A 24,634-nucleotide genomic window follows, 5' to 3' on the forward strand; every position below is an offset into this window, starting at 1 on the left:
CTATCCCCGCCGCGCGATCAGCAGCGCGCCATCGCCGAGGTCGCCATATCCGGTGGCGAGCCCAAGCTCCACCCCCGGCACCTGGGCGCGCCCGGCCTGGTGGCGCAGCTGGCGCACCAGCTCCACCACATGGTTCATGCCGATCATGTGTGCCTGGCTCAGCAGCCCGCCATGGGTGTTCACGGGCAGCGCGCCGCCGAGGGCGATGCGCCCGCCCTGCACGAAGGCGCCGCCCTCGCCCTTGGCGCAGAAGCCGATGTCTTCCAGCTGGCAGAGCACGACCCAGGTGAAGCAGTCGTAGATTTCCGCCACCTGGATCTCGGCCGGCGTGACGCCCGCCATGGCGAAGGCGCGCGGTGCGGCCTTGGCGATGCCAAGGCGCGTCATGTCCGGCCGCTGGGTGATGGCGCTGGGGCTGTCCGGGTGCCCCTCCGCGATGCCGGAGACGAGCACGCGCGGCGCGCGCATGTCCCGCGCGCGATCCGCGGCGCTGAGGACGAAGGCCGCGCCGCCATCGCTTTCCAGGCTGCAATCCAGCAGGCGGAAGGGATCCGCGATCATCCGGCTGGCCTGGTGGTCCGCCAGGGTGATCGGCTTCTTCATGATGGCGTTGTCGTTCAGCAGCGCATGGCCGCGGATCGCGACCGCTATTTCCCCCAGCTGTTCGCTGGTGGTGCCGAACAGCTCCATGTGCCGCCGCGCCATCGGCGCGTAGAGCTGCGCGGGCGCGATGGCGCCGAGCGGCAGCTCGAACTCCGTCACCAGGTGGAATTGCGGCATGGCATGGATGCGCGCGCCGACCCGGGCGGCGAGGGAGGTGTTGCGCCCCGCCGCGACCAGCACATGGGTGCAGAGCCCAGCCTCAATCGCCGCCGCCGCGGTCTGGATGGAAGCGATACCGCCCGCGCCGCCCATCGGCGTGACCGCGGTGTAGCGCAGGTCGGGGATGCCGAGGTTGGTGGCCAGTTCCTCCGCGCAGGCGCCGGTCGTGCCGATGGGCATGATGCCGTCGATGTCGCGGGGGGAAAGGCCCGCATCGGCGATGGCGGCCAGCGCGGCCTCCAGCTGCAGGGCCGTGGCCGGGCGGGTGGCGCCGCGCTGGTAGGCGGTCTCCCCGATCCCGGTGATCGCCACCTTGTCACGAAGCGACATCAGGCCGCCCCGCTTCCGCGGCCCTGGCGCGCTGCCGGCATGCGCTTCGTTTCCCCTCTTTCCTGCGGGGCATCATGGGGCCTCCTCCCGCCGGGCGGAAGACGGGGCAGGGCGCGGAATGACGGTGGCGTGATGGGGGGCTGCCGCAACGGCGCGTGACGCTGCCGGTTGTGACGGCAATGCCCGCATGGCGCGCATCCCTTCTGCCGGGATGCCCTGGCGAGGCAGCGCCGGCGAACGGCGCCGCACTCAACCCCGAAGCATGGACGGCAGGTGCCCCGGCACCGGCGTGCCCCTGGGCCGCGCCGACATCGTCCCTCGACCCGGAAGGACCTTCAGCATGACCGCGCCGCCGCCCCTCCCGCTTTCCCGCCGCAGCCTGGTGGCGGGCGCCGCCGCGCTCTCCGCCGCCCCCTCGCCAGGCATGGCGGAGGAGGCGCCGGCGACCTCCGCCGTCTCGCTGCTGGTGAACGGGGAGGCGCACAGCCTCGACCTTGATCCGCGCACGACGCTGCTGGACGCGCTGCGCGAGCATCTGCGCCTGACCGGCAGCAAGAAGGGCTGCGACCACGGGCAATGCGGTGCCTGCACGGTGATGGTGAACGGCACGCGGATCTACAGCTGCCTGACCCTCGCCGTGATGCATGAGGGCGACGCGGTCACCACGATCGAGGGGCTGGGCACGCCCGACCGCCTGCATCCCCTGCAGGCGGCCTTCGTGCGGCATGACGGCTACCAATGCGGCTATTGCACGCCGGGACAGATCTGCGCCTCCGTCGCGATGCTGGAGGAGATCAGGGCCGGCATCCCGAGCCACGTCACCGCGGAGCTCGAGGCGCCGCCGGCCCTGACGGCGGAGGAGATCCGCGAGCGGATGAGCGGCAACATCTGCCGCTGCGGCGCCTATGCCAACATCCTCGACGCCATCACCGAAGTCGCGGGGACGCCGGCATGAGGCCCTTCACCTATGAGCGTGCCCGCAGCCCGGCGGAGGCCGCCGCGGCGGCGCGCCGGCCCGGCACCCGCTTCATTGCCGGCGGCACCAACCTGCTCGACCTGATGAAGCTGCAGATCGAGACGCCGGCCCATCTGGTGGATGTGAACCACCTCGGCCTCGACGCCATCGAGCCGACGCCGGAAGGGGGGCTGCGCATCGGCGCGCTGGTGCGCAACACGGACCTCGCCGCCGATGCGCGGGTGCGGCGGGACTATGCGGTGCTGTCGCGGGCCCTGTTGGCCGGCGCCTCCGGCCAGCTGCGCAACCGGGCGACCACGGCCGGCAACCTGCTGCAGCGCACGCGCTGCCCGTATTTCTATGACCCCGCCCAGCCCTGCAACAAGCGCCAGCCCGGCAGCGGCTGCGCGGCGATCGGCGGCATCACCCGGCAGCTCGCGGTGATCGGCGGCAGCGAGGCCTGCATCGCGACCCATCCGAGCGACATGGCGGTGGCGCTGCGCGTGCTGGATGCCGTGGTGGAGACGGTGGATGCGGCGGGCGCGACGCGCGCCATCCCGATGGCGGATTTCCACCGCCTGCCCGGCGACACGCCGCATGTGGAGACGGCGCTGGCGCCGGGCGATTTCATCACCGGCGTGACGCTGCCGGCCCCGGCCGGCGGGCGGCATTTCTACCGCAAGGTGCGTGACCGCGCCTCCTACGCCTTCGCGCTGGTGTCGGTCGCCGCCGTGGTGCAGCCCGATGGCCGCGGCCGCGTCGCGCTGGGTGGCGTCGCGCACAAGCCCTGGCGCGTGGAGGCGGCGGAGGCCGCGCTGCCCGATGGCGCGCGCGCCGCGATGGGCGGCATCCTGGATGGCGCGCGGCCCACCCCCGACAACGCCTTCAAGGTCACGCTGGCGGAACGCGCGCTGGCTTCCGTGCTGGCCGAGGCGAGGAGCTGAGCGATGAAGTTCGAAACCCCCGCCGCCGCCAACCCGATCGACCAGATGAAGGTGGTGGGCCGGCCGCTCGACCGCATCGATGGTCCGCTGAAGACCACCGGCCGCGCGCCCTATGCCTATGAACGCCACGATGCCGTGGCCAACCAGGCCTATGGCCATGTGCTCGGCGCCGGCATCGCGAAGGGCCGCGTGGTGGCGATGCATACCGAGGCCGCGCGCGCGCTGCCGGGCGTGCTCGCCATCGTCACCACGCTCGACATGCCGCAGCTGCCCAAGGGGAAGATGAACACCGCCTTCCTCTTCGGCGGTGCGGAGATCCAGCACTACCACCAGGCGATCGCGGTGGTGGTGGCGGAGCGCTTCGAGCAGGCGCGCGACGCCGCCGCGCTGATCCGCGTGGAGTATGCGCGGGAGGAAGGGCGCTTCGACCTGGCGGCGGAAGGCCATGCCGCGCAGCCCGTCGATTCCGATGGGGAGGCCGGCAGCGCCGCCGAAGCCGATGACCGCGTCGGCGATTTCGAGGGTGCCTTCGCGCAGGCCGAGGTCACGCTGGACGAGACCTACACCACCCCCGACGAGAGCCACGCGATGATGGAGCCGCACGCCACCATCGCGGCGTGGGAAGGGGGCAGGCTCACCATCTGGACCTCCACCCAGATGGTGGCCTGGTGGCGGCGTGACCTTGCCATCACGCTCGGCCTGAAGCCCGAGGATGTGCGCGTGGACAGCCCCTATGTCGGTGGCGGCTTCGGCGGCAAGCTGTTCCTGCGCGCCGATGCTGTGCTGGCCGCGCTGGGCGCGCGGGCCGCGGGGCGGCCGGTGAAGCTGGCGCTGGCGCGGCCGCAGGTGGCGAACAACACCACGCATCGCCCGGCCACCATCCAGCGCATCCGCATCGGCGCGGGGCGCGACGGGCGCATCACCGCCATCGCGCATGAAAGCCTCTCCGGGGACCTGCCGGAGGGCCAGCCGGAAACGGCGGTGGCGCAGACGAAGCTGCTCTATGCCGGCGCGAACCGGCTGACGGCGATGCGCCTCGCGGTGCTCGACCTGCCGGAGGGCAATTCCATGCGCGCGCCGGGGGAGGCGCCGGGGATGATGGCGCTGGAGATCGCGATGGACGAGATGGCCGAGCGGCTCGGCATCGATCCCGTCGAGTTCCGCATCCTGAACGACACGCAGGTGGACCCCGCCGATGCCGGGCGATCCTTCTCCCAGCGCCAGCTGGTGCGCTGCCTGCGGGAGGGGGCGGAGCGCTTCGGCTGGGCGCGGCGCAACCCCGTGCCGGGCCAGTGGCGCGAAGGGCGCTGGCTGCGCGGCATGGGCATGGCGGCGGGGTTCCGCAACAACCTGGTGGTGACGTCCGGCGCGCGCGTGCGGCTCGGCGCCGATGGCATCGTGACGGTCGAGACCGACATGACCGATATCGGCACGGGCAGCTACACCATCATCGCCCAGACGGCGGCGGAGATGATGGGCGTCGGGCTGGACCGCGTGCGCGTGCGGCTGGGCGATTCCGATTTCCCGGTCTCGGCCGGCTCCGGCGGGCAGTTCGGCGGCAACAGCGCCACCGCCGGCGTCTATGCCGCCTGCGTGAAGCTGCGGGAGGCCGTGGCGCAACGGCTCGGCTTCAACGCCGCCGACGCGACCTTCGGGGAGGGGGAGGTGCGGTCGGGCAACCGGCGCGTGGCGCTGGCCGAGGCCGCCGCGCGGCAGGAGCTGGTGGCGGAGGACCGGATCGAGTTCGGCGACCTGTCGAAGCGCTTCCAGCAATCCACCTTCGCCGGGCATTTCGTGGAGGTCGCCGTGGACGCCTTCACCGGGGAGACGCGGCTGCGCCGCATGCTCGCGGTCTGCGCCGCGGGCCGCATCCTCAATCCCAAGACGGCGCGCAGCCAGGTGATCGGCGCCATGACCATGGGCGTCGGTGCGGCGCTGATGGAGGAGCTGCATGTGGACAAGCGCCACGGCTTCTTCGTGAACCACGACCTGGCGGGCTACGAGGTGCCGGTCCATGCCGACATCCCCCGGCAGGAGGTGGTGTTCCTGGACGAGGCCGATCCCGTCTCCTCCCCCATGAAGGCGAAGGGGGTGGGGGAGCTTGGCCTCTGCGGCGTCGGCGCCGCCGTGGCCAATGCGATCTACAACGCCACGGGCGTGCGCGTGCGCGACTATCCGGTGACGCTGGACAAGCTGCTGGAAGGCCTGCCGGACGTCACCTGACAGCAAGGGGGGCCGGGAGACGGGCCCCCACTGTCCCAGCAAGATCGGCCGCGACTGTCCCTGTTGTTCCGGCGCCGTCTGGGACACTCCTCGGGTAACGACAAAGCCCATGAGGAGGGACGCCCATGCTGCGACGCACGATGTTGGCCGCCGGACTTGGCCTGCCGGCGCTGATCCACACCCGCTCCGGCCAGGCCCAGGCCACCGGCGGTGCCTGGCCGAACCGCGCCGTGACCATCGTGGAGGGCTATCCGCCCGGCGGCGTCACCGACCTCGCTTCCCGCGCCGTGGCGGAGCGGATGGCCCGCGAACTCGCCGTGCCGGTGGTGGTGGACAACCGGCCGGGTGCCGCGACCTCCGTCGCCGCCACCTATGTCGCCCGGTCGCGGCCGGATGGCTACACGCTGGCGATGGGCACCACGACGCTCGCCATCAACCAGACGCTCCAGCCCACGCTGACGCCGCGCGATCCGGGGCGGGAGCTGGACCCGATCGGCATGGTGTTCCGCACGCCCTTCATCCTGCACGTCCACCCTTCCATCCCCGCCCGGACCACGGCGGAGCTGATCGACTACGCCAAGGCCAATCCGGGCAAGCTGCTCTTCGCCTCCCCGGGCACGGGCGCCGTCAGCCATCTGTGCCTGGAGCTGTTCAAGGCGCGTGCCGGCATCGATATCGTCCATGTCCCCTATCGCGGCGGCGCGCCGGCGGCGCTGGACCTGCGGGCCGGCCGCGTCCACGCCATGTTCCAGGCGCCGCAGGAAGCCGCGCCGACGCTGCGGGAAGGCGCGACGCGCGGCCTTTCCGTCACGGCGCCGACCCGGCTGGCGGACTATCCCGCTTTGCCGCCGATCAATGAGATCATCCCGGGCTTCGAGGTCTTCTTCTGGCAGGGCCTCTTCGCCCCTGCCGGCACGCCCGCCGCGGTGATCGAACGCGCCGGCGCCGCGCTGCGCGCCGCGACGGATGATGCGGCAAATCGCGCCCGCCTGGCGGAGCAGGGCGTCGAACTCGTGTCCGGCGATGCGGAGATGCTGCGCCAGACGCTGGCGGCCGATACGGCGCGCTGGGGCAGCGTGATCCGCGATGCCGGGATCAAGCTGGAATAGGGGCCGCGCGACCTCTCCCCCAGCCACTCCCTCAGGACCGGATCATGTCGCTCAGCAACCTCACCTCCCGCATTTCTGGCTTCCACCGCATGACGATGGAGGAGCGGCTGGCGGCGGTCGCAGCCTTCGCGGGCCTCGATGATGCCGCCGTCGCGCAGCTTGGCCGCGGCGGCAACATCGACGCGCATCTTGCCGACCACATGATCGAGAACACGGTCTCCACCATCGCCATTCCCGTGGGCGTGGCGACGAACATGAAGGTGGATGGGCGGGACGTGCTGGTGCCGATGGCGACGGAGGAATCCTCCGTCGTCGCCGCGGTCTGCAACTCCGCCCGCCAGTGCTATGACAGCGGCGGCTTCGTCACCTCGGTCAGCGGCAACCTGATGATCGCGCAGGTGCAGCTGGTCGGCGTGCCCGATCCCGGCCATGCGCGTATCCGCATCCTGGAACACCGGGAGGAAATCGCCGCGATCTGCGATGGCTGCGACCCGATGCTGGTGAAGCTCGGCGGCGGCTTCCGGGATGTCGAAGTGCGCGTCGTGCCGTCCCAGGGCGGGCCGATGGTGGTGACGCACCTCATCATCGACACGCGCGACGCGATGGGCGCCAACACCGTCAACACCATGGCGGAGACGCTGGCGCCCTCCATCGAGCAATGGACCGGCGGCAAGGTCTTCCTTCGCATCCTGTCCAACCTGGCGGATCGCCGCCTGGCACGGGCACGGGCGGTCTGGCCGGTGGAGGCGATCGGGGGTGCCGCGGTGCGGGACGGCATGATCGCCGCCTACCACTTCGCGGAGGCTGATCCCTACCGCGCCGCGACGCACAACAAGGGCATCATGAACGGCGTCTCCGCCGTGGTGCTCGCGACCGGCAACGACACCCGCGCGGTGGAGGCGGGCGCCCATGCCTATGCCGCCCGCCATGGCCGCTACACCAGCCTGACGACCTGGGAGGTGACGGCGGATGGGTCGCTGGCGGGGATGCTGGAGATGCCGATGCCGGTCGGCCTGGTGGGCGGCGCCACGAAGATCCATCCGACGGCGCAGGCCTGCCTGAAGATCCTCGGTGTGAAGACCGCGGCCGACCTGGCGCGGATCATGGCCGCGGTCGGACTCGCGCAGAATTTCGGGGCGATCAAGGCGCTGGCGACGGTTGGCATCCAGCAGGGCCACATGGCGCTGCATGCGCATAACGTGGCGATCGCCGCGGGCGCGACGGGGGCGGAGGTCGAGAAGCTGGCCGCGCTGCTGGTCGCGCGTCGCCAGGTGCGGCCGGATGTGGCGGCGGAGGAACTGGCCAAGCTGCGGGCGGGCTAGCCATCCGCCGCGCCACCGCGAAGGATGCACGCGGCGGCGGGCGCAGGAGGTCATGGGAGCAAGGCCGACGACACGGGGGCAGGAGATCGTCGACCGCATCGCCGATGCGATCGAGCGTGGCCTGCTGAAGCCCGGGGAGAAGCTGGCTTCCGTCCGGCGCGCCGCGGAGGATCACGGCGTTTCCAAGAACACCATGGCGGAGGCCTATGATCGCCTGGTCGCCTCCGGCCATCTGGAGCCGCGGCGGGGCGCTGGCTACTTCGCCGCCGCCACGGCACGCCCCGCCCGCGCCCGCGTGCCGCCACACCTGGCGGAGGCGATCGACACCGTCTCTCTGCTGCGGGAACAGCTGGAGGCGCAGCACAAGGTCCGGCCCGGCGATGGTCGCCCGCCACCCGGCTGGATGGAAGGGTCCGAGCTGTCCGCGCAATTCGCGGGCGGCAAGTGGCGACCGGGTGGCAGCCTGGAACATGGCTATGGCAGTTCCTGGGGCTTCCTGCCGCTGCGGGAACGCATCGCGCTGTCGCTGGTCGAACGCGGCGTCTCCTGCGCGCCCGACCAGGTGCTGACGACGATGGGCGCCAACCACGCGCTCGACCTCGTCATCCGGCACATCGCGGAGCCCGGCGACACGGTGGTGGTGGATGATCCCGGCTACTACCCGCTGTTCGGCAAGCTGCAACTGGCCCGGCTGCGGGCCGTCGGCGTTCGGCGCCTGGCGGAGGGCCCGGATCCAGACGAGTTGGTGGCGCGGCTGGCGCAGCACCGGCCGAAGGCCTTCTTCACGCAGTCGCTGGCGCACAACCCCACCGGCGGCACGCTGGCGCCGGCCATCGCCCATCGCGTGCTGGCCGCGGCGGAACGGCATGGCGTGACGATCGTGGAATGCGATCCTTTCGCGGACATCCTGCCCGCGGCCAGCACGCGACTGGCAGCGCTGGACGGTCTGCGTCGCGTCATCAGCATCGGCACCTTCTCCAAAACCCTCTCGGCATCGCTGCGCGTGGGCTATGTGGCGGCGGCGCCGGCCGTGGTTGCGGCGCTGAACGACCTGAAGATGCTGACGGTCGTCTCGACCTCCACCTATGCGGAGCGCTTCGTCGCGCATCTCATCCAGGGCGGCCACTACCTGCGGCACCTGCGCCGCCTGCGGCAGCGGGTGGAGGCGGCGACGGCGCTGGCGGTGCGGCAGTTGGGGGAAGCCGGCTGGCCGGTGGCGCCGCCAGCGGGGGGCGGGCTCTATCTGTGGGTGCCTTTCCCGGCGGGCCTGGACGAGGCCGAGATCTGCCACCGCGCCTCGGCCGAGGGCATCTTCCTCGCACCCGGCTCCATCTTTCGGCCGGAGCGGGGGGCGGAGGGGCAGGCCGCGATGATGCGGGTGAACGTGGCCTATGCCAGCGATCCTCACTTCCTGGCGTTCCTGGCGCAGGCGGCGTCACGGCGGTGACGGGCCGGCGAGGTCGCGCTGGGGGGCAGATCGTCGACGCTGTTGTATGCGATTGGTATCCCACCTAGGCTGACCGGTGTCCGGTCCATGGCCGGACCCATCATGGCGAGGAGACACCGCATGCCTATCGGGAGTCTGGCTGTTTCACGCCGCGCGCTGCTCGCGGCCAGCGGCCTCGCCGCGCTGCCGGCGCGCGCGCAGGGCGCGTGGAAGCCGGCGCGGGAGGTGAGGATCCTCTGCGGCTTCGCGCCCGGTGGCGCGGGCGACCTGCTCTGCCGGCTGATGGCCGATGCGCTGCGCGCCCAATGGGGCCAGACGGTGATCGTGGAGACGCGGTCCGGCGCCGGCGGCATCATCTCCGCCGAGGCCTGCGCGCGGGCGGCGCCGGATGGCCATACGGTGGTGCTGGCGACGATGGCGATGCTCACCGTCTCCCCGCAGCTGCCCGGCGTCACCATGCCGATCAACATGGAGACGGAGCTGACGCCGATCGCCAGCCTGGCGGGCATCTACAAGATCCTCGTGGCCTATCCGCAGGCGCCCTTCCGGGACGTGCCAAGCCTGATCGCGCATGCGCGGGCCCATCCGCAGGCGGTGGCCTATGGGTCGGCCGGCGTCGGGTCCAGCCCGCATCTGGCGGCGGAGCTTTTCGCGCGGCAGGCGGGCGTGGAGCTGACCCATGTGCCCTATCGCGGCGGCGCACCGGCCATCACCGACCTGGTGGCGGGCCGGATCGGCTTCATGATCGGCAACATGCCGGAGTTCCTCGGCCAGATCCGCGGCGGCGGGCTGCGCGCCATCGCCTTCGGGGGCAGCACCGCGGCGCCGGCGCTGCCGGACCTGCCCCTCATCAAGCAGTGGCTGCCGGGCTACGATGTCAGCAACTGGTTCGGCTTCTGCGGCCCCGGCCGGCTGCCGCCGGAGATCCTGGCGGCGTGGAACGCCGCGCTGCAGGCGGCGCTGGCCGATCCGCCGACGCGGGCGCGCATGGTGGAGGCCGGGATGGAGATCATGGGCGGCCCCGTCGCCAGCTTCACCAACCTGATCGCCGCCGACCGGCAGCGCTGGGGCGGCGTCATCCAGGCGGCTGGCATCCGTGGCGATTGATCCCACCCCGCCGGAGGCCGTGCGGGCCCGGCTCGAGGAATTCCGCGCGCGCCGCGGCTATGTCCTGCCGCACCAGGGCGCGATGGCCGCGGCGATGCCCGACCTGCAGGACGCCTATGGCGTCATGTACAAGGCGCTGACGCTGACGGAACGGCACCTCGACCCCTTCGAGAAGGAGTTCGTCTGGCTCGCCATCCTGACGGCGGCGGAGGAGCATGTGGGCACGCACCATGTGGACCTGTTCTTCCGCACGGGCGGCACCGGCCCGCAGGCGGAGGCGGTGTTCCGCCTGGTGGCCTGGGCGCGGGGCGCGGAAACCTTCGGCTTCCTCGACCGGCATTGGCAGGGCTACTTCCCCGAGGTGCCGGCGGCCGCCGCGTACCGCGCGGGCACGGCGGCGCTGATCGCGGGGCTCGACGTGCCGGCGCCGCTGGCGCGGCTGGCGCTGCTCGGCATCCATGCCGCGCGGGGCGCGCATTGGCCGCTGACCGCCGACCTCGAGGCCGCCTATGGCGAGGCGGTGCCGGAGCCGAAGATGGCGGAGGCGATGAGCCTGGCCATGTGGCCCTGCGGCGTGAACCGGTTCCTGGAGGCGTGTGGCGTCTGGCTGGCGCTGCTGCGGAGCGGCCGGGTCGAGCCGTCTCCGGCCTTTCGCGCCTGGGCGGAGACGCCGGGGCAGGACGGTTTCGTGCTGGCGCCGCGCGGCGGCTGATGGCCGGCTGGCGCCCTGCGGCCGTGTCTTCCTGCGATGTCAGGGAAGTGGCTGGGGGACCTGGATTCGAACCAAGACTGCCCGAGTCAGAGTCGGGAGTTCTACCGTTAAACTATCCCCCACCAGCGGGGCATCGGCGTGCCGTCCGTGGCGTGGCGGCGAGGTAGCATGATGGTCGGGGCTCGGCAACTGCCCCCCGGACGCGCGATCGACACCGATAAGGGCGGGCTGGTGGGGGCCTGTGCACGCCTCGCCGTCATCGAATTGCCTTGCCCCGGCGGCGCCATCGCCGGATCATGCTGGAAGCCCGCCCGCCGCCACCCATGGCCGGGGCGGGCGCCCGGACCATGATGACGAAGGATGCGCACCAGGCGGCCGACGCCGCTCCACCCCCCGAGCCCTGCGGCGCCCTGCCGCCGGTGGGGGTGGCGCTGCGCCCGCGGGATGGCGCGATGGCCTGCGGATCCCGGGCCTATGCGGCGCTCGACCTCGGCACCAACAACTGCCGCCTGCTCGTGGGCACCCCCGCGCCGGGCGGCAATTTCCGGGTCGTGGACAGCTTCAGCCGCATCGTCCGGCTGGGGGAGGGGCTGGGCGCCACGGGCAACCTCTCCGACGCCGCCATGGACCGCGCGGTCGTGGCACTGCGCGCCTGCGCCGAGAAGCTCGCCCGCCGGCCGGTCCGCGCCCTGCAGGCGGTAACGACCGAGGCCTGCCGCCGCGCCGCCAACGGCGCCGCCTTCCTGGCCCGGGTGGAGCGCGAAACCGGCCTCCGGCTGCGCGTCATCTCCCCGCGGGAGGAGGCGGAACTCGCCATGGAATCCTGCGCGCCGCTGCTGGAGCCTGGGGACCGGCGGGCGCTGCTGTTCGACATCGGCGGCGGATCGACCGAGATCGCCTGGATCCGCACCCATCCCGGCCGCCAGGTGCCGGAGCTGATCGGCTACATCTCCGTCCCCGTGGGCGTGGTCACGCTGTCCGAACGCTGCGGCCCCTCCTGCTTCACGGAAGCCGGCTTCCACGCCGTGGTGGATGAGGTCGCGGCCAGGCTGGCCGGGTTCGACGCGGTGCATTGCATCGGGCAGGAGATCAGGGCGGGCGGCGTGCGGCTGATGGGCACCTCCGGCACCGTGACCACGTTGGCCGGGGTGGCGATGGCGCTGCCCCGCTACCGGCGGCCGCTGGTGGATGGGCAGACGCTGGAGGCCTGCGTGGCCGACCAGGCGCTGGGGGACCTCTTCGCCCTCGGGCGGGATGGGCTGGCGGCGCATCCCTGCGTCGGGCCGGACCGGGTGGATTTCGTGCTGCCGGGCTGCGCCGTCTATGCCGCCATCCGGCGCGTCTGGCCCGTGCCGCGGCTGACCGTCGCCGACCGCGGGTTGCGGGAGGGGATCCTGCTCCGCCTCATGCGCGCGGACCGGATGGCGGCGGCGAAGCGGCCGGTGCCGCGTGGCTGGCACGGAACCGCCTGAGGGCGTATGGCCCGCCCATGGCGAAGACACCCGGCGGCAAGCCACCCTCCTCCGTTCCCGGCCGGCAGCAGAACAAGGCAGGCACCAGGCCGGCGGATCGCGCGCTCAAGACCCGGCTCCGCACCGCGGAGGGGCGGACCATCGGCAGCCAGCGCTGGCTCGAGCGGCAGCTGAACGACCCCTATGTGAAGGAAGCCAAGGCGCGCGGGCTGCGCAGCCGGGCCGCCTTCAAGCTGGAGCAGATGGATGACAGGTTCCGGCTGCTGAAGCCGGGCAGCCGCGTGGTGGACCTCGGCGCGGCGCCGGGGGGCTGGACGCAGGTGTCGCTGGCGCGCGGCGGCGCACAGGCCAAGGTCGTGGCGATCGACCTGCTGCCGGTGGACCCGATCCCGGGCGCCATCCTCATCCAGGGCGATTTCCAGGACCAGGCGGCGGAGGATGCGGTGCTGGCCGCGCTGGACGGCCAGGCCGACCTGGTGCTGTCCGACATGGCGCCCAACACCACGGGCCACAACGCGACCGACCACCTGCGCATCATGGCGCTGGCGGAGATCGCGCTGGATTTCGCCCGGCGCGTGCTGGCGCCGGGCGGCGGCTTCGTCACCAAGGTCTTCGCCGGCGGGTCGGAGAAGGAGTTCCTCGCGACCCTCAAGCGGGACTTCGCCCAGGTGCGCCACGCCAAGCCCCCCGCCAGCCGGAAGGACAGCGCGGAGCTCTACGTGGTCGCGACCGGGTTCCGGGGCTAGAGCACCAGGTCCGCTACCGCCTGCGGCACGGGCTGGCTGGTCAGCACGGCGATGTCGAGCGTGCCGTCGCTGTCGGCATCGAGGCGATAGAGCGTGTTGTTGTTCACCAGCTCCGCCGTGCCCGGCACCTGCAGCGGCACCAGCGCATTCGGGTCGTCGCGCTCGCCGCTTGCCAGATATCCATCGGCGATGGGGCGTCCCAGCGCATTGGCGACGAGGGCGAAGCCGCTCACCTCCTCCGGCGCGCCGCGGACGCCGGCGTTATAGAGCGTGGCGTCCGGCAGCGTGCGCAGCAGCGAGGTGACGTTGACATGCGCATCCGCCGCCGTGACGGCGATCGGGTTGCCATTCGCGTCCACGGCCTGGAAGGAGAGGCTCTCCCCGATATGGCTGCCGATGCGGCTGATCAGGTCGCCCTGCGTGCGGATGTTGAGCGCGTTGATGACGGAGAGCGCCCCGGCATCGAGGCTGCCGCCATTCAGCGCCTCCGCCGCGTCGCGCCCGCCCAGCGCATCGACGGTGATGAGCTTCACCGCCCCCGGCGCCACGGGCTGGCCGGTGGCGAGCAGCGCCTCCGCCGCCTCATGGGCCGCGACCTGGGCGACGGCGCCGCCAAGGCTCGGGCCGACGAACTGGATGCCGCGGCCGAGCGCCAGCTGCGCCTGCACCGCGTCCGCGATCATCTCCTGGAAGGCGGCGGAGCGGACCTGGATGCCGCCGAGATCGACCGCGGCCACGGTATCGGCGATGGAGCCGACCTCCAGCCCATCGATCACGAAGATCATCGGCCCGCCATCGGCCGGCAGGACCTGGATGGCGGAGAAGCCGCTGTCATTGTCGTTGTACTGCTTGTTGACGGCGAAATCGTAGCCGCGCACCTGCATGGCGATGGCATCGGGGCCGAGGGTGTGGACGACGCGCGCGGTGGCGGAGAGCGCGGCGCCGACCTCGACCTGGATCTGCAGGAAGTCGGACAGGCCGGTGCGCACCTCGCCGGTCGAATCGGGGCCGCGATACTCCGGCGGCAGGCGGTCGATCAGCCCCTCCAGCCTGGCGAAGTTCAGGTCATCGAGGTTGCTGACGAAATCGAGGATGGCGTCGGGGGCCGGCAGGCGGGAGATCTCGTCGATCAGGTCGGTGACGTCGATCGCGGCCGCGGTATCCGCCACCTCGGCCGGCTGGGGAATCTCGATGGGGCCGGTCACGTCGGTGACGCTGTCGCGGATGGTCTCGCCCGCCTCGGTCAGGGCGTCCTCGATATCCTCGGGGAGGGTGAAATTCAGGCTGCCGGACATGGCGCGTCGGTATCCTCTGGCTTGAATGGTCCGGCCCCCCAACGCCGCAGGACCGCGCCGCGTTCACCCGCCTCCGCATCGGGCCCCGCGCCGGATGCACGCGTGACACCTCTGTCATGCATACGTCGCCGTATCACCCTGGACGCGGCAGGCGCTTCCGGTGTAGGCGGGGCCGCCAAGGTTGCGGATCGAAAGAGGCTCCCGCCATGGCGCGCTCCCCCGAGGCTGTTTCATCATCGCTGGCGCTGCCGCGCTTCGAGGAGGCCTATGCCTTCGACGACGTGCTGCTGGTGCCCGCCTATTCCACCGTGCTGCCGGCGGAGACCGATACGCGCACGCGGCTGACGCGGGAGATCTCGCTCAACATCCCGCTGGTCGCCGCCGCGATGGACACGGTGACGGAAGGGCCGATGGCGATCGCCATGGCGCAGGCCGGCGGCATCGGCGTGATCCACAAGAACCTCTCGCCCGAGGAGCAGGCCGCGCAGGTGCGGCGGGTGAAGAAGTTCGAATCGGGCATGGTGGTGAACCCGCTGACCATCCATCCCGACCAGACGCTGGCCGAGGTCCGCGCGCTGCAGGAGAATCACCGCATCAGCGGCATCCCGGTGGTGGAGCGGGACAATGGCCGGCTGGTCGGCATCATCACCAACCGCGACGTGCGCTTCGCCACCGATCCGAACCTGCGCGTCTATGAGCTGATGACGCGGGAGGGCCTGGTGACGGCGGATGCGGACGTCACGCCCGAACGCGCCCGCGCGCTGCTGCACAAGCACCGGATCGAGAAGCTGCTGGTGGTGGACGACCAGTTCCGCTGCGTCGGCCTCGTCACGGTCAAGGACATGGACAAGGCGCAGGCCAATCCCTCCGCCGTGAAGGATGCGATGGGCCGGCTGCGCGCCGCGGCGGCCACGGGCGTCGGCGAGGATGGCTATCGCCGCGCGCAGCTGCTGGTGGAGGCGGAGGTCGATGTCATCGTCGTCGATACCGCGCATGGGCATTCCGGCGGCGTGCTGCGCGCGATCGAGCGCATCAAGAAGCTGTCGAATTCCGTGCAGATCGTGGCCGGCAACGTGGCGACGCCGGAGGGCGCGCAGGCGCTGATCGAGGCCGGCGCCGATGCGGTGAAGATCGGCATCGGGCCGGGATCCATCTGCACCACGCGCATCGTGGCGGGCGTGGGCGTGCCGCAGCTGACGGCGGTGATGGAAAGCGCCATCGCCTGCCGCGAGAAGGGCGTGCCCTGCATCGCCGATGGCGGCATCCGGTCCTCCGGCGACATCGCCAAGGCGATCGCCGCCGGTGCCGACTGCGTCATGATGGGCAGCGTCTTCGCCGGCACGGACGAGGCGCCGGGCGAGGTTTTTCTCTATCAGGGCCGGTCCTACAAATCCTATCGCGGCATGGGCAGCCTCGGCGCGATGGCGCGGGGGTCGGCCGACCGCTACTTCCAGGCCGAGGTCAGCGACAAGCTGAAGCTGGTGCCGGAGGGCGTCGAGGGCCGCGTCGGCTACAAGGGGCCGGTCGGCACCGTGATCCACCAGATGGTGGGCGGGCTGCGCGCCGCCATGGGCTATACGGGCAGCGCCACCGTGCCGGACCTGCAGAAGAACGCCCGCTTCCGCCGCATCACCAATGCGGGGCTGCGCGAGAGCCATGTGCATGACGTGGCGGTGACGCGGGAGGCGCCGAACTACCAGCTGGAGGGCTGATCCGGCCGCCCCGCCGCAACGCCTTGATATCGCCTGATACTACGAATTAGGCGTCTTTAGCCGATTATGCCGTTTATGTGCCTTTAGCACCGTTTTTCGTGCCCCCCGGCCGCGACCGCCGGGGGGCGGGCGGGGCTTCGGGCGCGGTTCGGCCGGTGGTGTCTGGAACATAGCAGGAACGAGGGGGCGGGGCCAGGGTTTTCTGGGCCGGGCTTCCGGTCCTCAGAGGCTGATCCAGCAGGCGAGCTGGCGTTCGGCCAGGCGGGCGCAGAAGCGCTCGGCTTCCTCCCGGTTCGCGAAGCCGGCCAGGCGCAGGCGGAAGATCGGCGGCGCGTTCTCCCGCTCCACCCGCAGGATGAGGGGCGTGCGGCCGGCGGCGAGGTCCGGCAGGCGGGCGGCGAAATTGTCCCAATGGCGCTGGGCCTCGGCTTCGCTGCCCGCGGCGGTGATCTGCACGCGCGGGCCGCCGGGGGGCGCGGGGCGGGCGGGGGTGGGGCCTGCCTCCGCCGAGGTGGCGACGGCGTCGCGGCGGGGCGGCGCGGGCCTTGGCGCCGGCGCGGCTTCGGGCGCGGCGGCCAGGGGTGCGGGCGGCGGTGCGGCCGGGCGTGCCGGGGCGGCCGCCACGGGCGCCGGGCGGGCGGCGGGCGCTGGTGCGGGTGGGGGTTCGGCCACGGGGGGTGGCGGGGCGGTGACGGGCTCGGGCGCCACGGGCGGGGGTGCCGCAACGGCAGCGGGTGCGGCCGCGGCGGCGACGGCTTGGCGGGATGGCGTGGCGGGCGCGGCTGCGAGGGCGGCGGGCGCCGGCGCGGCGGCGACGGGCCCAGGCGCGACGGGCGGAGGTGTTGCCGGTGCCGCGACGGCTGCGGGCTCTGGCGTAGCGGCGACAGTTGCGCGGGACGGCGCGGCGGCGACGGCTGGGCGGGACGGCGCGGCTGGCGCGGGTGCGGCGACGGTGGGCTCGGGCGCCAGGGGCGGGGGTGCCGAAACGGCAGCGGGTGCGGGCGCAGCGGCGACGGCTTGGCGGGATGGCGCGGCGGGCGCGGGCGCGGCGATGGCGGGCTCAGGCGCCAGGGGCGGGAGTGGGGGCGGTGCCGCAACGGCCGCGGGCGCGGCGGCCACGGCGGGGGCTGCGACGGCGAGGATGGGCTCCGGCGCGGCGGCAGCGGTTGGGCGGGACGGCGCGGCGGCCACGGCGGGGGCCGCGACGGCGAGGATGGGCTCCGGCGTGGCGGCAACGGTTGGGCGGGACGGCGCGGCGGCTGTGGCGGGCGCGGCGACGGCGAGGATGGGCTCGGGCGCGGCGGCCACGGGCACCGGCGGTGTCGCGGCGGCGGCGGGCGCGGGCGCGGGGGGCGCGGCGGTCAGGAGGATCGGCGCGCCCACCGGGGCGACCGGGAGGGGCGGCGGCGGTTCCGCCGCGTCGGAGAGGTCCAGCAGCCGGATGCGCGTGACGCCGCCGCGGCCGGGCAGGACCGGCGGCAGCATGATCCGGTCCTCGGGCACGGCCGGGGCGGCGCTTTCCGCCAGGGCGGCCGGGGCGGGGGGCGCGGTGGCCACGCAGGCCGCCAGGGGCACCAGCAGGGGGCAGGCCAGCAGCAGGCCGCGCAGCCCGGGCCCCGCCTGGCGCCTGGCCGGCGCCGGGCCGTGCCTCTCCTCCTGCCGATCGCTGCCTGTCATGCGCGCTGGCCCGGAGCCTCCTGCCACGCGCGCATCATGGCGAAGCGCGGCGGGCGGCGCTACCGGCCTCGTTGCAACGGGGGGCGAGGGTGGTCGCCCCCCTGCAAGCCGGTCAGCGGCGCTGCGGCGGGATTTCGCTGATCCGCAGCGTCGCGCGCTGGGGGGCGCCGCGCTCGAAGGTGCCGACCCAGATGTTGTAGTTCCCGCTCTGCGGGTTCTGGATGACGATGCCGGGGTTCACGCCATCGAAGTCGTCGTTGCAGATCCAGCGGCCGGAGGCGTCGTTGATGACCAGCGTGGTGTCCACATTGGCGACGACCGAGATGTAGAGCGGGTACTGGCCGGAGGTGTAGTTCAGGTCCACGTCGGGCTTGGAGAAGTCGATCCAGCCCGCGCAGTCCGGGCCGATCCCGGTCGCTTCCCGGTCCCCGCCGGCTTCCACCTGCACCTCATGCGGATCGGGCTCGAACCCCGCGCGGAGGTTGGCGGTGGCGTAGCGCGGCTGGGCGCGCCAATCCGGCGTGGCGGAGGGCGCGGGCCCCTTCTGCTGCGCCAGCACCCCGGCCGTGGCCATGACCAGCATCACGCCGGCGGCGGCGATCGTCCTCAGCATCGTATTTCCCTCTGCGGCGCGCTGGATGCACGCCCGGCGCCAGATGAACCCGGCCCGGGGGCGTGCCGCAAGGGGCGCGCAACCGATTGAAACACATCGCGCCTTGGTGATCGGGGGCGCTGATCCGCGGGCCCGCCGCGGCCGTATGGCGCAGGCGGCATGCCGGTGCTTGCCGCCGGCGCCCCGCGGGGCGACCATCGGATGGAGGAAGGACAACTGACGACCATGGCATCCCCCCCGGCGCCCCGGCCCACCCCGGTCGGCGCCTGCGTCTTCGACGCCTATGGCACGCTGCTCGACGTGCATGCGGCGGTCGGCCGGCATGCCGCGCGGATCGGGGGCGGCAGGGCGCCCGCGCTGTCCGCGCTGTGGCGGGCGAAGCAGCTGGAATACTCCTGGATCCTCTCCCAGACCGGCGACTACGAGGATTTCGAGGCGCTGACCGAGCGCGCGCTGGATGTGGCGCTGGCCACGCAGGGCATCGCCGATCCCGGGCTGCGGCATGCGCTGCTGGCGGCCTACCGGGAACTGGACGCCTTCCCGGATGCCGCGCCGGCGCTGGCGGCGCTGCGGGCGAAGGGGGTGGCGACGGCCATCCTCTCCAACGGGTCGCCGGGCATGCTGGCGGCGGCGGTGGGCGCGGCGGGGCTGGCGCCCTGGCTGGATGCGGTGCTGTCGGTGGACGACATCCGCCTCTACAAGCCCGCGCCCCGCGTCTATGCGCTGGCTGCCATGCGCTTCGGCTGCGCGCCGCGTGACATCGTCTTCGTTTCGGGCAATGCCTGGGACGCCTATGGGGCGGCGCGCTTCGGCTGCCGCGTCCTCTGGCTGAACCGTACGCCCCAGCCGGAGGAGTACGGGCTGGACCGCCTGGCGGAGGGGCGCATCTCGACCCTCGCCGAACTGCCTGATCGGATTCTCGCATGACAATGAGTTTGAGCCGCCGCGACCTGCGGCCCGGAGGGCCGAGCGGCCGAATGGCCGCCGCCGCCTATGCGGCGGAGCCAAGGGCCGCGGATGCGGCCCGCCCGGCGTTTGAGGGGCACGAAGGCTTTGCCTTCGTGCAGGCACAATGACACCCGCCGCGCGGCTTGCCGCCGCGATCGACCTGCTCGCTGCCGTCGAAGCCTCCCCGCGCCGTCCGGCCGACGGCATCGCCAATGATTTCTTCCGGGCCCGCCGCTACATCGGCAGCTCGGACCGGCGGAACGTCTCCGACCGCGCCTGGGGGGTGATCCGGCAGCGGCTGCGCCTCGCCTGGCATTTCGAGCAGGTGGGGGAGGCGCGGCCGGGCGCGCGGCTGCTGGTGGCCGGGCACCTGCTGGTGGCGGAGGGCTGGCTGCTGGACGGCATCGCCCAGAACTTCTCCGGCGAGCGCTTCTGCGCCGGGCCGCTGACGGAGTTCGAGCTGGCGGTGCTGAAGAAGCTGGAGGGCCGGCCGCTGCTGCACCCCGACATGCCGGAGGGGCCGCGGCTCAACCTGCCGGACTGGGCGCTGCCGGGGCTGCGCGCCCGGTTCGGGGAGGGGCTGGCGGCGGAGGCCGCGGCGATGGAGGAGGCGGCGCCGCTCGACCTGCGGGCCAACCTGCTGAAGGGCACACGGGACGTGGTGCTGGCGGCGCTGGCGGGGGAGGGCGTGCCGGCCACGGTGACGCCGCTCTCCCCCTGGGGGCTGCGGGTGGCGGACCGGCGGCCGGTGGGCGCGACCAAGGCCTATCTGGAGGGCCTGGTCGAGGTGCAGGACGAGGGCAGCCAGCTGATCGCGCTGCTGACCGATGCCAGGCCCGGGATGCGGGTGGCGGATTACTGCGCCGGCGCGGCGGGCAAGACGCTGGCGATCGCGGCGACCATGGACAACAAGGGCCACATCGTCGCCTGCGACGTCTCCGCGACGCGGCTGGAGGGTGCGGTGAAGCGTCTTCGCCGTGCCGGCGTGCACAATGCCGAACGCCATCTGCTGGCCGCCGGCGACAAGTGGCGGAAGCGGAACTCGAAGAAATTCGACCGGGTGCTGGTGGATGCGCCCTGCACGGGAAGCGGCACCTGGCGGCGCAACCCGGATGCACGCATCCGCACAAATGCGCGTGACCTGGCGGAGCTGGTGCTGAAGCAGGCGGCGATCCTGGACGATGCTTCAGAATTGGTGCGCCCCGGGGGGCGGCTGGTCTACGCTACCTGTTCGCTGCTGCCGGAGGAGGATGAGGTGCAGGTCGAGCGCTTTCTGCAGCGCCATCCCGACTTCGAGGCGGTGCCGGTCCCGGGCCTCTGGGCCGGGCTGGCGCCAGGGGCCGCGGCGCCGGTGGAGGCGGATTGCATGGCGCTCTCGCCCGCGCGGCACGGCACGGATGGGTTCTTCGCGGCCGTGATGCAACGGCGGGCGCCCTGATGCGGGGCGGGGGCGGGAGGGCCGCATGATCTGCATTCGCCGCGCCCGGCCGGGCGATGCCGCGGGGATCGCGGCGGTGCATGTGGCCGCCTGGCGCAGCGCCTATGCGGGGATCCTGGGCGACCGCTACCTGGCGGGCCTGTCGGAGCCGCGGCAGGCCGCCTTCTACCAGCGGGCGATCCTCGACCGGCGGGATGGGCATGCCGTCTTCGTCGCGACGGCGGGCGGCGGCGACCAGCCGGTGCCGGAGGGCGACCGCGCGGCGCCGGCGGAGGCGCCGGTGGTGGGCTTCGCCTCCGGCGGGCGGGCCAGGCGGCGCGGCCTGGCGGAGGGCGAGGTCGAGACGCTCTACGTGCTGGATGATTTCCGGGAGCGTGCCGTGGGACGGCGGCTGATGCGGGCCATGGCGGCGCATCTGCGCGCCATCGGCTGCAATTCGGCCATGGCCTGGGTGCTGGAGGACAATCCGAGCCGCTTCTTCTACCGCCACCTCGGCGGCCGGGTGGCGATGCATGAGGAGATCCGCGTCGCCGGCCAGGGGGTGGGGCAGGTGGCGATGGTGTGGGACCCCATCGACGTGCTGCTGGCGGCGACATTGACGGCGCCGGAGGGCAGCTAGTCCGGCTTCGCGCTTGCCCCCGCGCCGGGGTTGTGGTCATCACCCGCCATGACGCAGACCGACACCCTCCCCGACATCCCCGCCCGGCATGAGCGCATCCTGGTGCTCGATTTCGGGAGCCAGGTGACCCAGCTCATCGCCAGGCGGCTGCGCGAGAGCGGCGTCTATTGCGAGATCTGGCCCTTCAACGCGGCGCCGGAACAGCGCATCCGGGATTTCGACCCCAAGGGCATCATCCTCTCGGGCGGCCCCGCCAGCGTGACGGAGGGGGAGAGCCCCCGCGCGCCGGACTACGTCTTCGAATCGGGGCTGCCGGTGCTCGGCATCTGCTACGGGCAGCAGACGCTGGCGCATCAGCTGGGCGGCGTGGTGGAGGGCGGGCATGCCCGGGAATTCGGCCGCGCCTTCATCGACGTGACCGGCGACTGCGCCATCACCCAGGGCGTCTGGGCGAAGGGGGCGCGGGAGCAGGTGTGGATGTCGCATGGCGACCGCATCACGCAGCTGCCGCCGGGCTTCCGCGTGGTCGCTTCCAGCGAGGGCGCACCCTTCGCGCTGATCGCCAATGACGAACGCCACTACTACGGCACCATGTTCCACCCGGAGGTCGTGCACACGCCGCATGGCGCGCAGCTGCTGCGCAACTTCACGCACCTGGTCTGCGGCTGCCGCGGCGACTGGACCATGGGCGCCTTCCGCGCCGAGATGATCGAGAAGATCCGCGCCCAGGTCGGCACCGGCCGGGTGATCTGCGGCTTGTCGGGCGGCGTCGATTCCTCGGTGGCGGCGGTGCTGCTGCATGAGGCGATCGGCGACCAGCTGACCTGCATCTATGTGGATCACGGGCTGATGCGGGCGAACGAGTCGCAGCAGGTGGTCAGCACCTTCCGCGACCGCTTCAACATCAAGCTGGTGCACCGGGATGCCTCCGACCTGTTCCTCGGCCAGCTCAGCGGCGTCACGGACCCCGAGATCAAGCGCAAGACCATCGGGCGCCTGTTCATCGAGGTGTTCGAGGAGGAGCAGAACAAGGTCGGCGGCGCCGATTTCCTGGCGCAGGGGACGCTCTATCCCGACGTGATCGAGAGCGTCTCCGCGACCGGCGGGCCGAGCGTGACCATCAAGTCCCACCACAATGTCGGCGGCCTGCCCGAGGGCATGCGCATGAAGCTGGTGGAGCCGCTGCGGGAGCTGTTCAAGGACGAGGTCCGCGTGCTGGGCCGCGAACTCGGCATTCCCGAGGAGATCGTGGGGCGGCACCCCTTCCCGGGGCCGGGCCTCGCCATCCGCATCCCGGGCGAGGTGACGCGGGAGAAGGCGGACCTGCTGCGGAAGGTGGATGTCATCTACCTCGAGGAGATCCGCGCGGCGGGCCTCTATGACGCGATCTGGCAGGCCTTCGCGGTGCTGCTGCCGGTGCGGACCGTGGGCGTGATGGGCGATGGCCGCACCTACGACATGGCCTGCGCGCTGCGCGCCGTGACCAGCACGGATGGCATGACGGCCGATGTCTATCCCTTCACCATGGAGTTCCTGAGCCGGGTGTCGAACCGGATCGTGAACGAGGTGCGGGGCATCAACCGCGTGACCTACGACATCACGAGCAAGCCGCCGGGCACGATCGAGTGGGAGTAAGAAAAATTCCCTAAGATACTGAAATCAAAAAGGAAAAATCTTACACGCTAGTTTCACGCGGCCAAAATTTCCGTTGCTCTCCAACGGGTGCCTGCGCAATGTTGCACGGAAAGCTGCACAATCTTGCAGCTACTCCTTTCCGTAGTCGCCCGGGCACCCGCGCATGGTCATCAAAAAGCAGGAATTCAGCGAGGACGAGATCGTCATCTTCGAGGATGCCATCATCTACAAGCGCGGCGACTACTGGCAGTTCAGGCTGTGGCTGCGCAAGGAAGGCAAGTATGCGCGGCGCAGCCTCGGCACACGCAATCGCACCACCGCTATCGAGAAGGGCAAGGAGCTTTATCTTGAGCTTTTTGCCAACATCAAGCAGGGCAAGACTTACTTCTCCATCGACGCGAAGAAGGCCGTGGAGCTCTACGTCGCGCATCGTCGCAAGGACGTTGAGGCAGGGCTGATCGTGCCTGGCAGGCTCAGTACCATCAACTCACATCTCAAGAACTGGCTCGACTTCATCGGTCGCGACACCAAGCTGAAGGAGATGGAGCGCACGGACTGCGAGGGCTACTTCCATTTCCGCGTGAAGGGTGCTGGCCGAACGGCAGCGCGTCAGGTCACCGTGCAAAATGAGCAGAGCACCATCAACGCCATGATGGACTGGCTGTTTAAGCGCGGCGAGGCCCGTATCGATGGCTTTGATTTCCGCCGTCTGCCGCGCATCGACACGCGCGACGATGCGATCCGGCGCGCGACCTTCTACGACGAAGAAATCGCAGCCATCCATCAAGCCATCGACGGCTATTGCGATCGGGAACGTAACGCGTTGGACGAGCGGGAGTGGCTGATGCGCTGCGTCGCTGGGCAGTTTTTCCGCATGGCCGCGATGTCAGGTTTGCGCGTGGGTGAGCTAATGCAACTCACTTGGCACGATGTATGGTGGCGCGGGCATTGGTCCAAGAAGAAGGAAAAATACATCAATCTGGTGAACGTCATGGTTCGCGCCGGCACCAGCAAGGTGCGGAGAAGCCGTGAACTCTACTTCAAGGATGATGGATACCTGCGCGATTGGCGTGACATCGTTGCGCCCCGCTGGGCTGATGCCAGCGAGAAGGGCAAGCTGATCTTCTCCATCGATGGGAAGGCACCGATCACGAAGCGCGCGCTCTACTACCATTTCGATAAGGTGCTGGAGTTGGCCGGCATCCATCGCGAGGATCGCGAACTCGTGCCCTACAGCTTCCGCCACTATTTCATCACCGAGCGCATCACCGCAGGCCTAAGCTACCAGCAAGTGGCCGAGATGTGTGGCACGTCGGTTGCGCAGATCGAGCGCACCTATTTCCACCTCAACGACGACGCCCGCGTTTCACACGCGATCGCTGGGTACGAGATCGACGACGACGACCTGGAAGACCCCGCGGAGGACGCGGAGGACTGATACGGAACCCAAGTGCGCAGTTAGCTATCGCTTCTGCACGGGTAAGCGGAATGCTAACTTCATCTCTTGA

The 24,634-nt window shown here is 71.6% G+C and carries 20 protein-coding genes and 1 tRNA gene; 16 read left to right on the forward strand and 5 right to left on the reverse strand.

Annotated features, from left to right (window positions below; translation table 11 throughout):
* Complete coding sequence (locus JJI54_RS19870; RefSeq protein WP_203074809.1) at positions 1–1,152, reverse strand: thiolase family protein; 1,152 nt, start codon at positions 1,150–1,152, stop codon at positions 1–3.
* Between the two features lie 340 nt (positions 1,153–1,492).
* On the opposite strand from JJI54_RS19870, the gene paoA reads away from it, so the two are divergent.
* From paoA to JJI54_RS19910, 8 genes are all read left to right on the forward strand, one after another.
* On the forward strand, positions 1,493–2,107 hold the full coding sequence (gene paoA, locus JJI54_RS19875) for an aldehyde dehydrogenase iron-sulfur subunit PaoA (protein WP_203074810.1): 615 nt from the start codon (positions 1,493–1,495) through the stop codon (positions 2,105–2,107).
* The gene (locus JJI54_RS19880; protein WP_203074811.1) at positions 2,104–3,051 is read left to right on the forward strand and encodes an FAD binding domain-containing protein; all 948 of its coding nucleotides are present in this window, start codon (positions 2,104–2,106) and stop codon (positions 3,049–3,051) included. The genes paoA and JJI54_RS19880 overlap by 4 nt, the downstream gene beginning before the upstream one ends.
* A 3-nt stretch (positions 3,052–3,054) precedes the next feature.
* Positions 3,055–5,274 (forward strand): aldehyde oxidoreductase molybdenum-binding subunit PaoC, encoded by a 2,220-nt coding sequence (gene paoC / locus JJI54_RS19885; protein ID WP_203074812.1) that lies wholly within the window; start codon positions 3,055–3,057, stop codon positions 5,272–5,274.
* Between the two features lie 125 nt (positions 5,275–5,399).
* A complete protein-coding gene (locus JJI54_RS19890) occupies positions 5,400–6,383 on the forward strand; it encodes a Bug family tripartite tricarboxylate transporter substrate binding protein (RefSeq protein ID WP_203074813.1) in 984 nt (327 codons plus the stop codon).
* Positions 6,384–6,427: 44 nt separating this feature from the next.
* Complete coding sequence (locus JJI54_RS19895; RefSeq protein ID WP_203074814.1) at positions 6,428–7,705, forward strand: hydroxymethylglutaryl-CoA reductase, degradative; 1,278 nt, start codon at positions 6,428–6,430, stop codon at positions 7,703–7,705.
* A 52-nt stretch (positions 7,706–7,757) separates the two neighbouring features.
* Entirely contained in the window at positions 7,758–9,152 is a 1,395-nt protein-coding gene (locus JJI54_RS19900) for an aminotransferase-like domain-containing protein (protein ID WP_203074815.1), read from the forward strand.
* Between the two features lie 120 nt (positions 9,153–9,272).
* Positions 9,273–10,259, forward strand: coding sequence for a Bug family tripartite tricarboxylate transporter substrate binding protein (locus JJI54_RS19905; protein ID WP_203074816.1), 987 nt, complete (start codon positions 9,273–9,275; stop codon positions 10,257–10,259).
* Positions 10,249–10,971, forward strand: a complete 723-nt coding sequence (locus tag JJI54_RS19910) for a hypothetical protein (protein ID WP_203074817.1) — start codon at positions 10,249–10,251, stop codon at positions 10,969–10,971. The genes JJI54_RS19905 and JJI54_RS19910 overlap by 11 nt, the downstream gene beginning before the upstream one ends.
* 48 nt (positions 10,972–11,019) lie before the next feature.
* On the opposite strand, the gene JJI54_RS19915 is transcribed toward JJI54_RS19910, so the two are convergent.
* Positions 11,020–11,093 (reverse strand) — tRNA-Gln (locus JJI54_RS19915).
* 225 nt (positions 11,094–11,318) lie between these two features.
* On the opposite strand from JJI54_RS19915, the gene JJI54_RS19920 reads away from it, so the two are divergent.
* Together JJI54_RS19920 and JJI54_RS19925 are read left to right on the forward strand one after the other, a co-directional pair.
* The gene (locus JJI54_RS19920; RefSeq protein ID WP_404817625.1) at positions 11,319–12,443 is read left to right on the forward strand and encodes a Ppx/GppA phosphatase family protein; all 1,125 of its coding nucleotides are present in this window, start codon (positions 11,319–11,321) and stop codon (positions 12,441–12,443) included.
* A gap of 17 nt (positions 12,444–12,460) precedes the next feature.
* Positions 12,461–13,189: an RlmE family RNA methyltransferase gene (locus JJI54_RS19925; RefSeq protein ID WP_203074818.1), complete on the forward strand. Its 729-nt coding sequence runs from the start codon at positions 12,461–12,463 to the stop codon at positions 13,187–13,189.
* On the opposite strand, the gene JJI54_RS19930 is transcribed toward JJI54_RS19925, so the two are convergent.
* Positions 13,186–14,484 (reverse strand): hypothetical protein, encoded by a 1,299-nt coding sequence (locus JJI54_RS19930; protein ID WP_203074819.1) that lies wholly within the window; start codon positions 14,482–14,484, stop codon positions 13,186–13,188. The genes JJI54_RS19925 and JJI54_RS19930 overlap by 4 nt on opposite strands.
* Before the next feature lie 206 nt (positions 14,485–14,690).
* Here JJI54_RS19930 and guaB point away from each other — a divergent pair, with 206 nt between their 5' ends.
* Positions 14,691–16,196, forward strand: coding sequence for an IMP dehydrogenase (guaB, locus tag JJI54_RS19935; protein WP_203074820.1), 1,506 nt, complete (start codon positions 14,691–14,693; stop codon positions 16,194–16,196).
* A gap of 222 nt (positions 16,197–16,418) precedes the next feature.
* On the opposite strand, the gene JJI54_RS19940 is transcribed toward guaB, so the two are convergent.
* Positions 16,419–17,873: an SPOR domain-containing protein gene (locus tag JJI54_RS19940; protein WP_203074821.1), complete on the reverse strand. Its 1,455-nt coding sequence runs from the start codon at positions 17,871–17,873 to the stop codon at positions 16,419–16,421.
* A 112-nt stretch (positions 17,874–17,985) separates the two neighbouring features.
* A complete protein-coding gene (locus JJI54_RS19945) occupies positions 17,986–18,486 on the reverse strand; it encodes a hypothetical protein (RefSeq protein WP_203074822.1) in 501 nt (166 codons plus the stop codon).
* Between the two features lie 225 nt (positions 18,487–18,711).
* On the opposite strand from JJI54_RS19945, the gene JJI54_RS19950 reads away from it, so the two are divergent.
* The 5 genes from JJI54_RS19950 (at position 18,712) to JJI54_RS19970 (ending at position 24,564) form a co-directional block, all read left to right on the forward strand.
* The gene (locus JJI54_RS19950) at positions 18,712–19,413 is read left to right on the forward strand and encodes a haloacid dehalogenase type II (RefSeq protein ID WP_226381940.1); all 702 of its coding nucleotides are present in this window, start codon (positions 18,712–18,714) and stop codon (positions 19,411–19,413) included.
* 145 nt (positions 19,414–19,558) lie between these two features.
* Positions 19,559–20,872: an RsmB/NOP family class I SAM-dependent RNA methyltransferase gene (locus JJI54_RS19955; RefSeq protein ID WP_203074823.1), complete on the forward strand. Its 1,314-nt coding sequence runs from the start codon at positions 19,559–19,561 to the stop codon at positions 20,870–20,872.
* 25 nt (positions 20,873–20,897) lie between these two features.
* Complete coding sequence (locus tag JJI54_RS19960) at positions 20,898–21,491, forward strand: GNAT family N-acetyltransferase (protein ID WP_203074824.1); 594 nt, start codon at positions 20,898–20,900, stop codon at positions 21,489–21,491.
* A 48-nt stretch (positions 21,492–21,539) separates the two neighbouring features.
* Positions 21,540–23,126 (forward strand): glutamine-hydrolyzing GMP synthase, encoded by a 1,587-nt coding sequence (guaA, locus tag JJI54_RS19965; RefSeq protein WP_203074825.1) that lies wholly within the window; start codon positions 21,540–21,542, stop codon positions 23,124–23,126.
* Positions 23,127–23,289: 163 nt separating this feature from the next.
* On the forward strand, positions 23,290–24,564 hold the full coding sequence (locus tag JJI54_RS19970) for a tyrosine-type recombinase/integrase (RefSeq protein ID WP_203074826.1): 1,275 nt from the start codon (positions 23,290–23,292) through the stop codon (positions 24,562–24,564).
* Positions 24,565–24,634: the final 70 nt, after the last annotated feature.

Origin of the sequence: Falsiroseomonas ponticola (assembly GCF_016805305.1) — a bacterium.
In the GTDB taxonomy this organism is placed as follows: Bacteria; Pseudomonadota; Alphaproteobacteria; order Acetobacterales; family Acetobacteraceae; genus Falsiroseomonas; species Falsiroseomonas ponticola.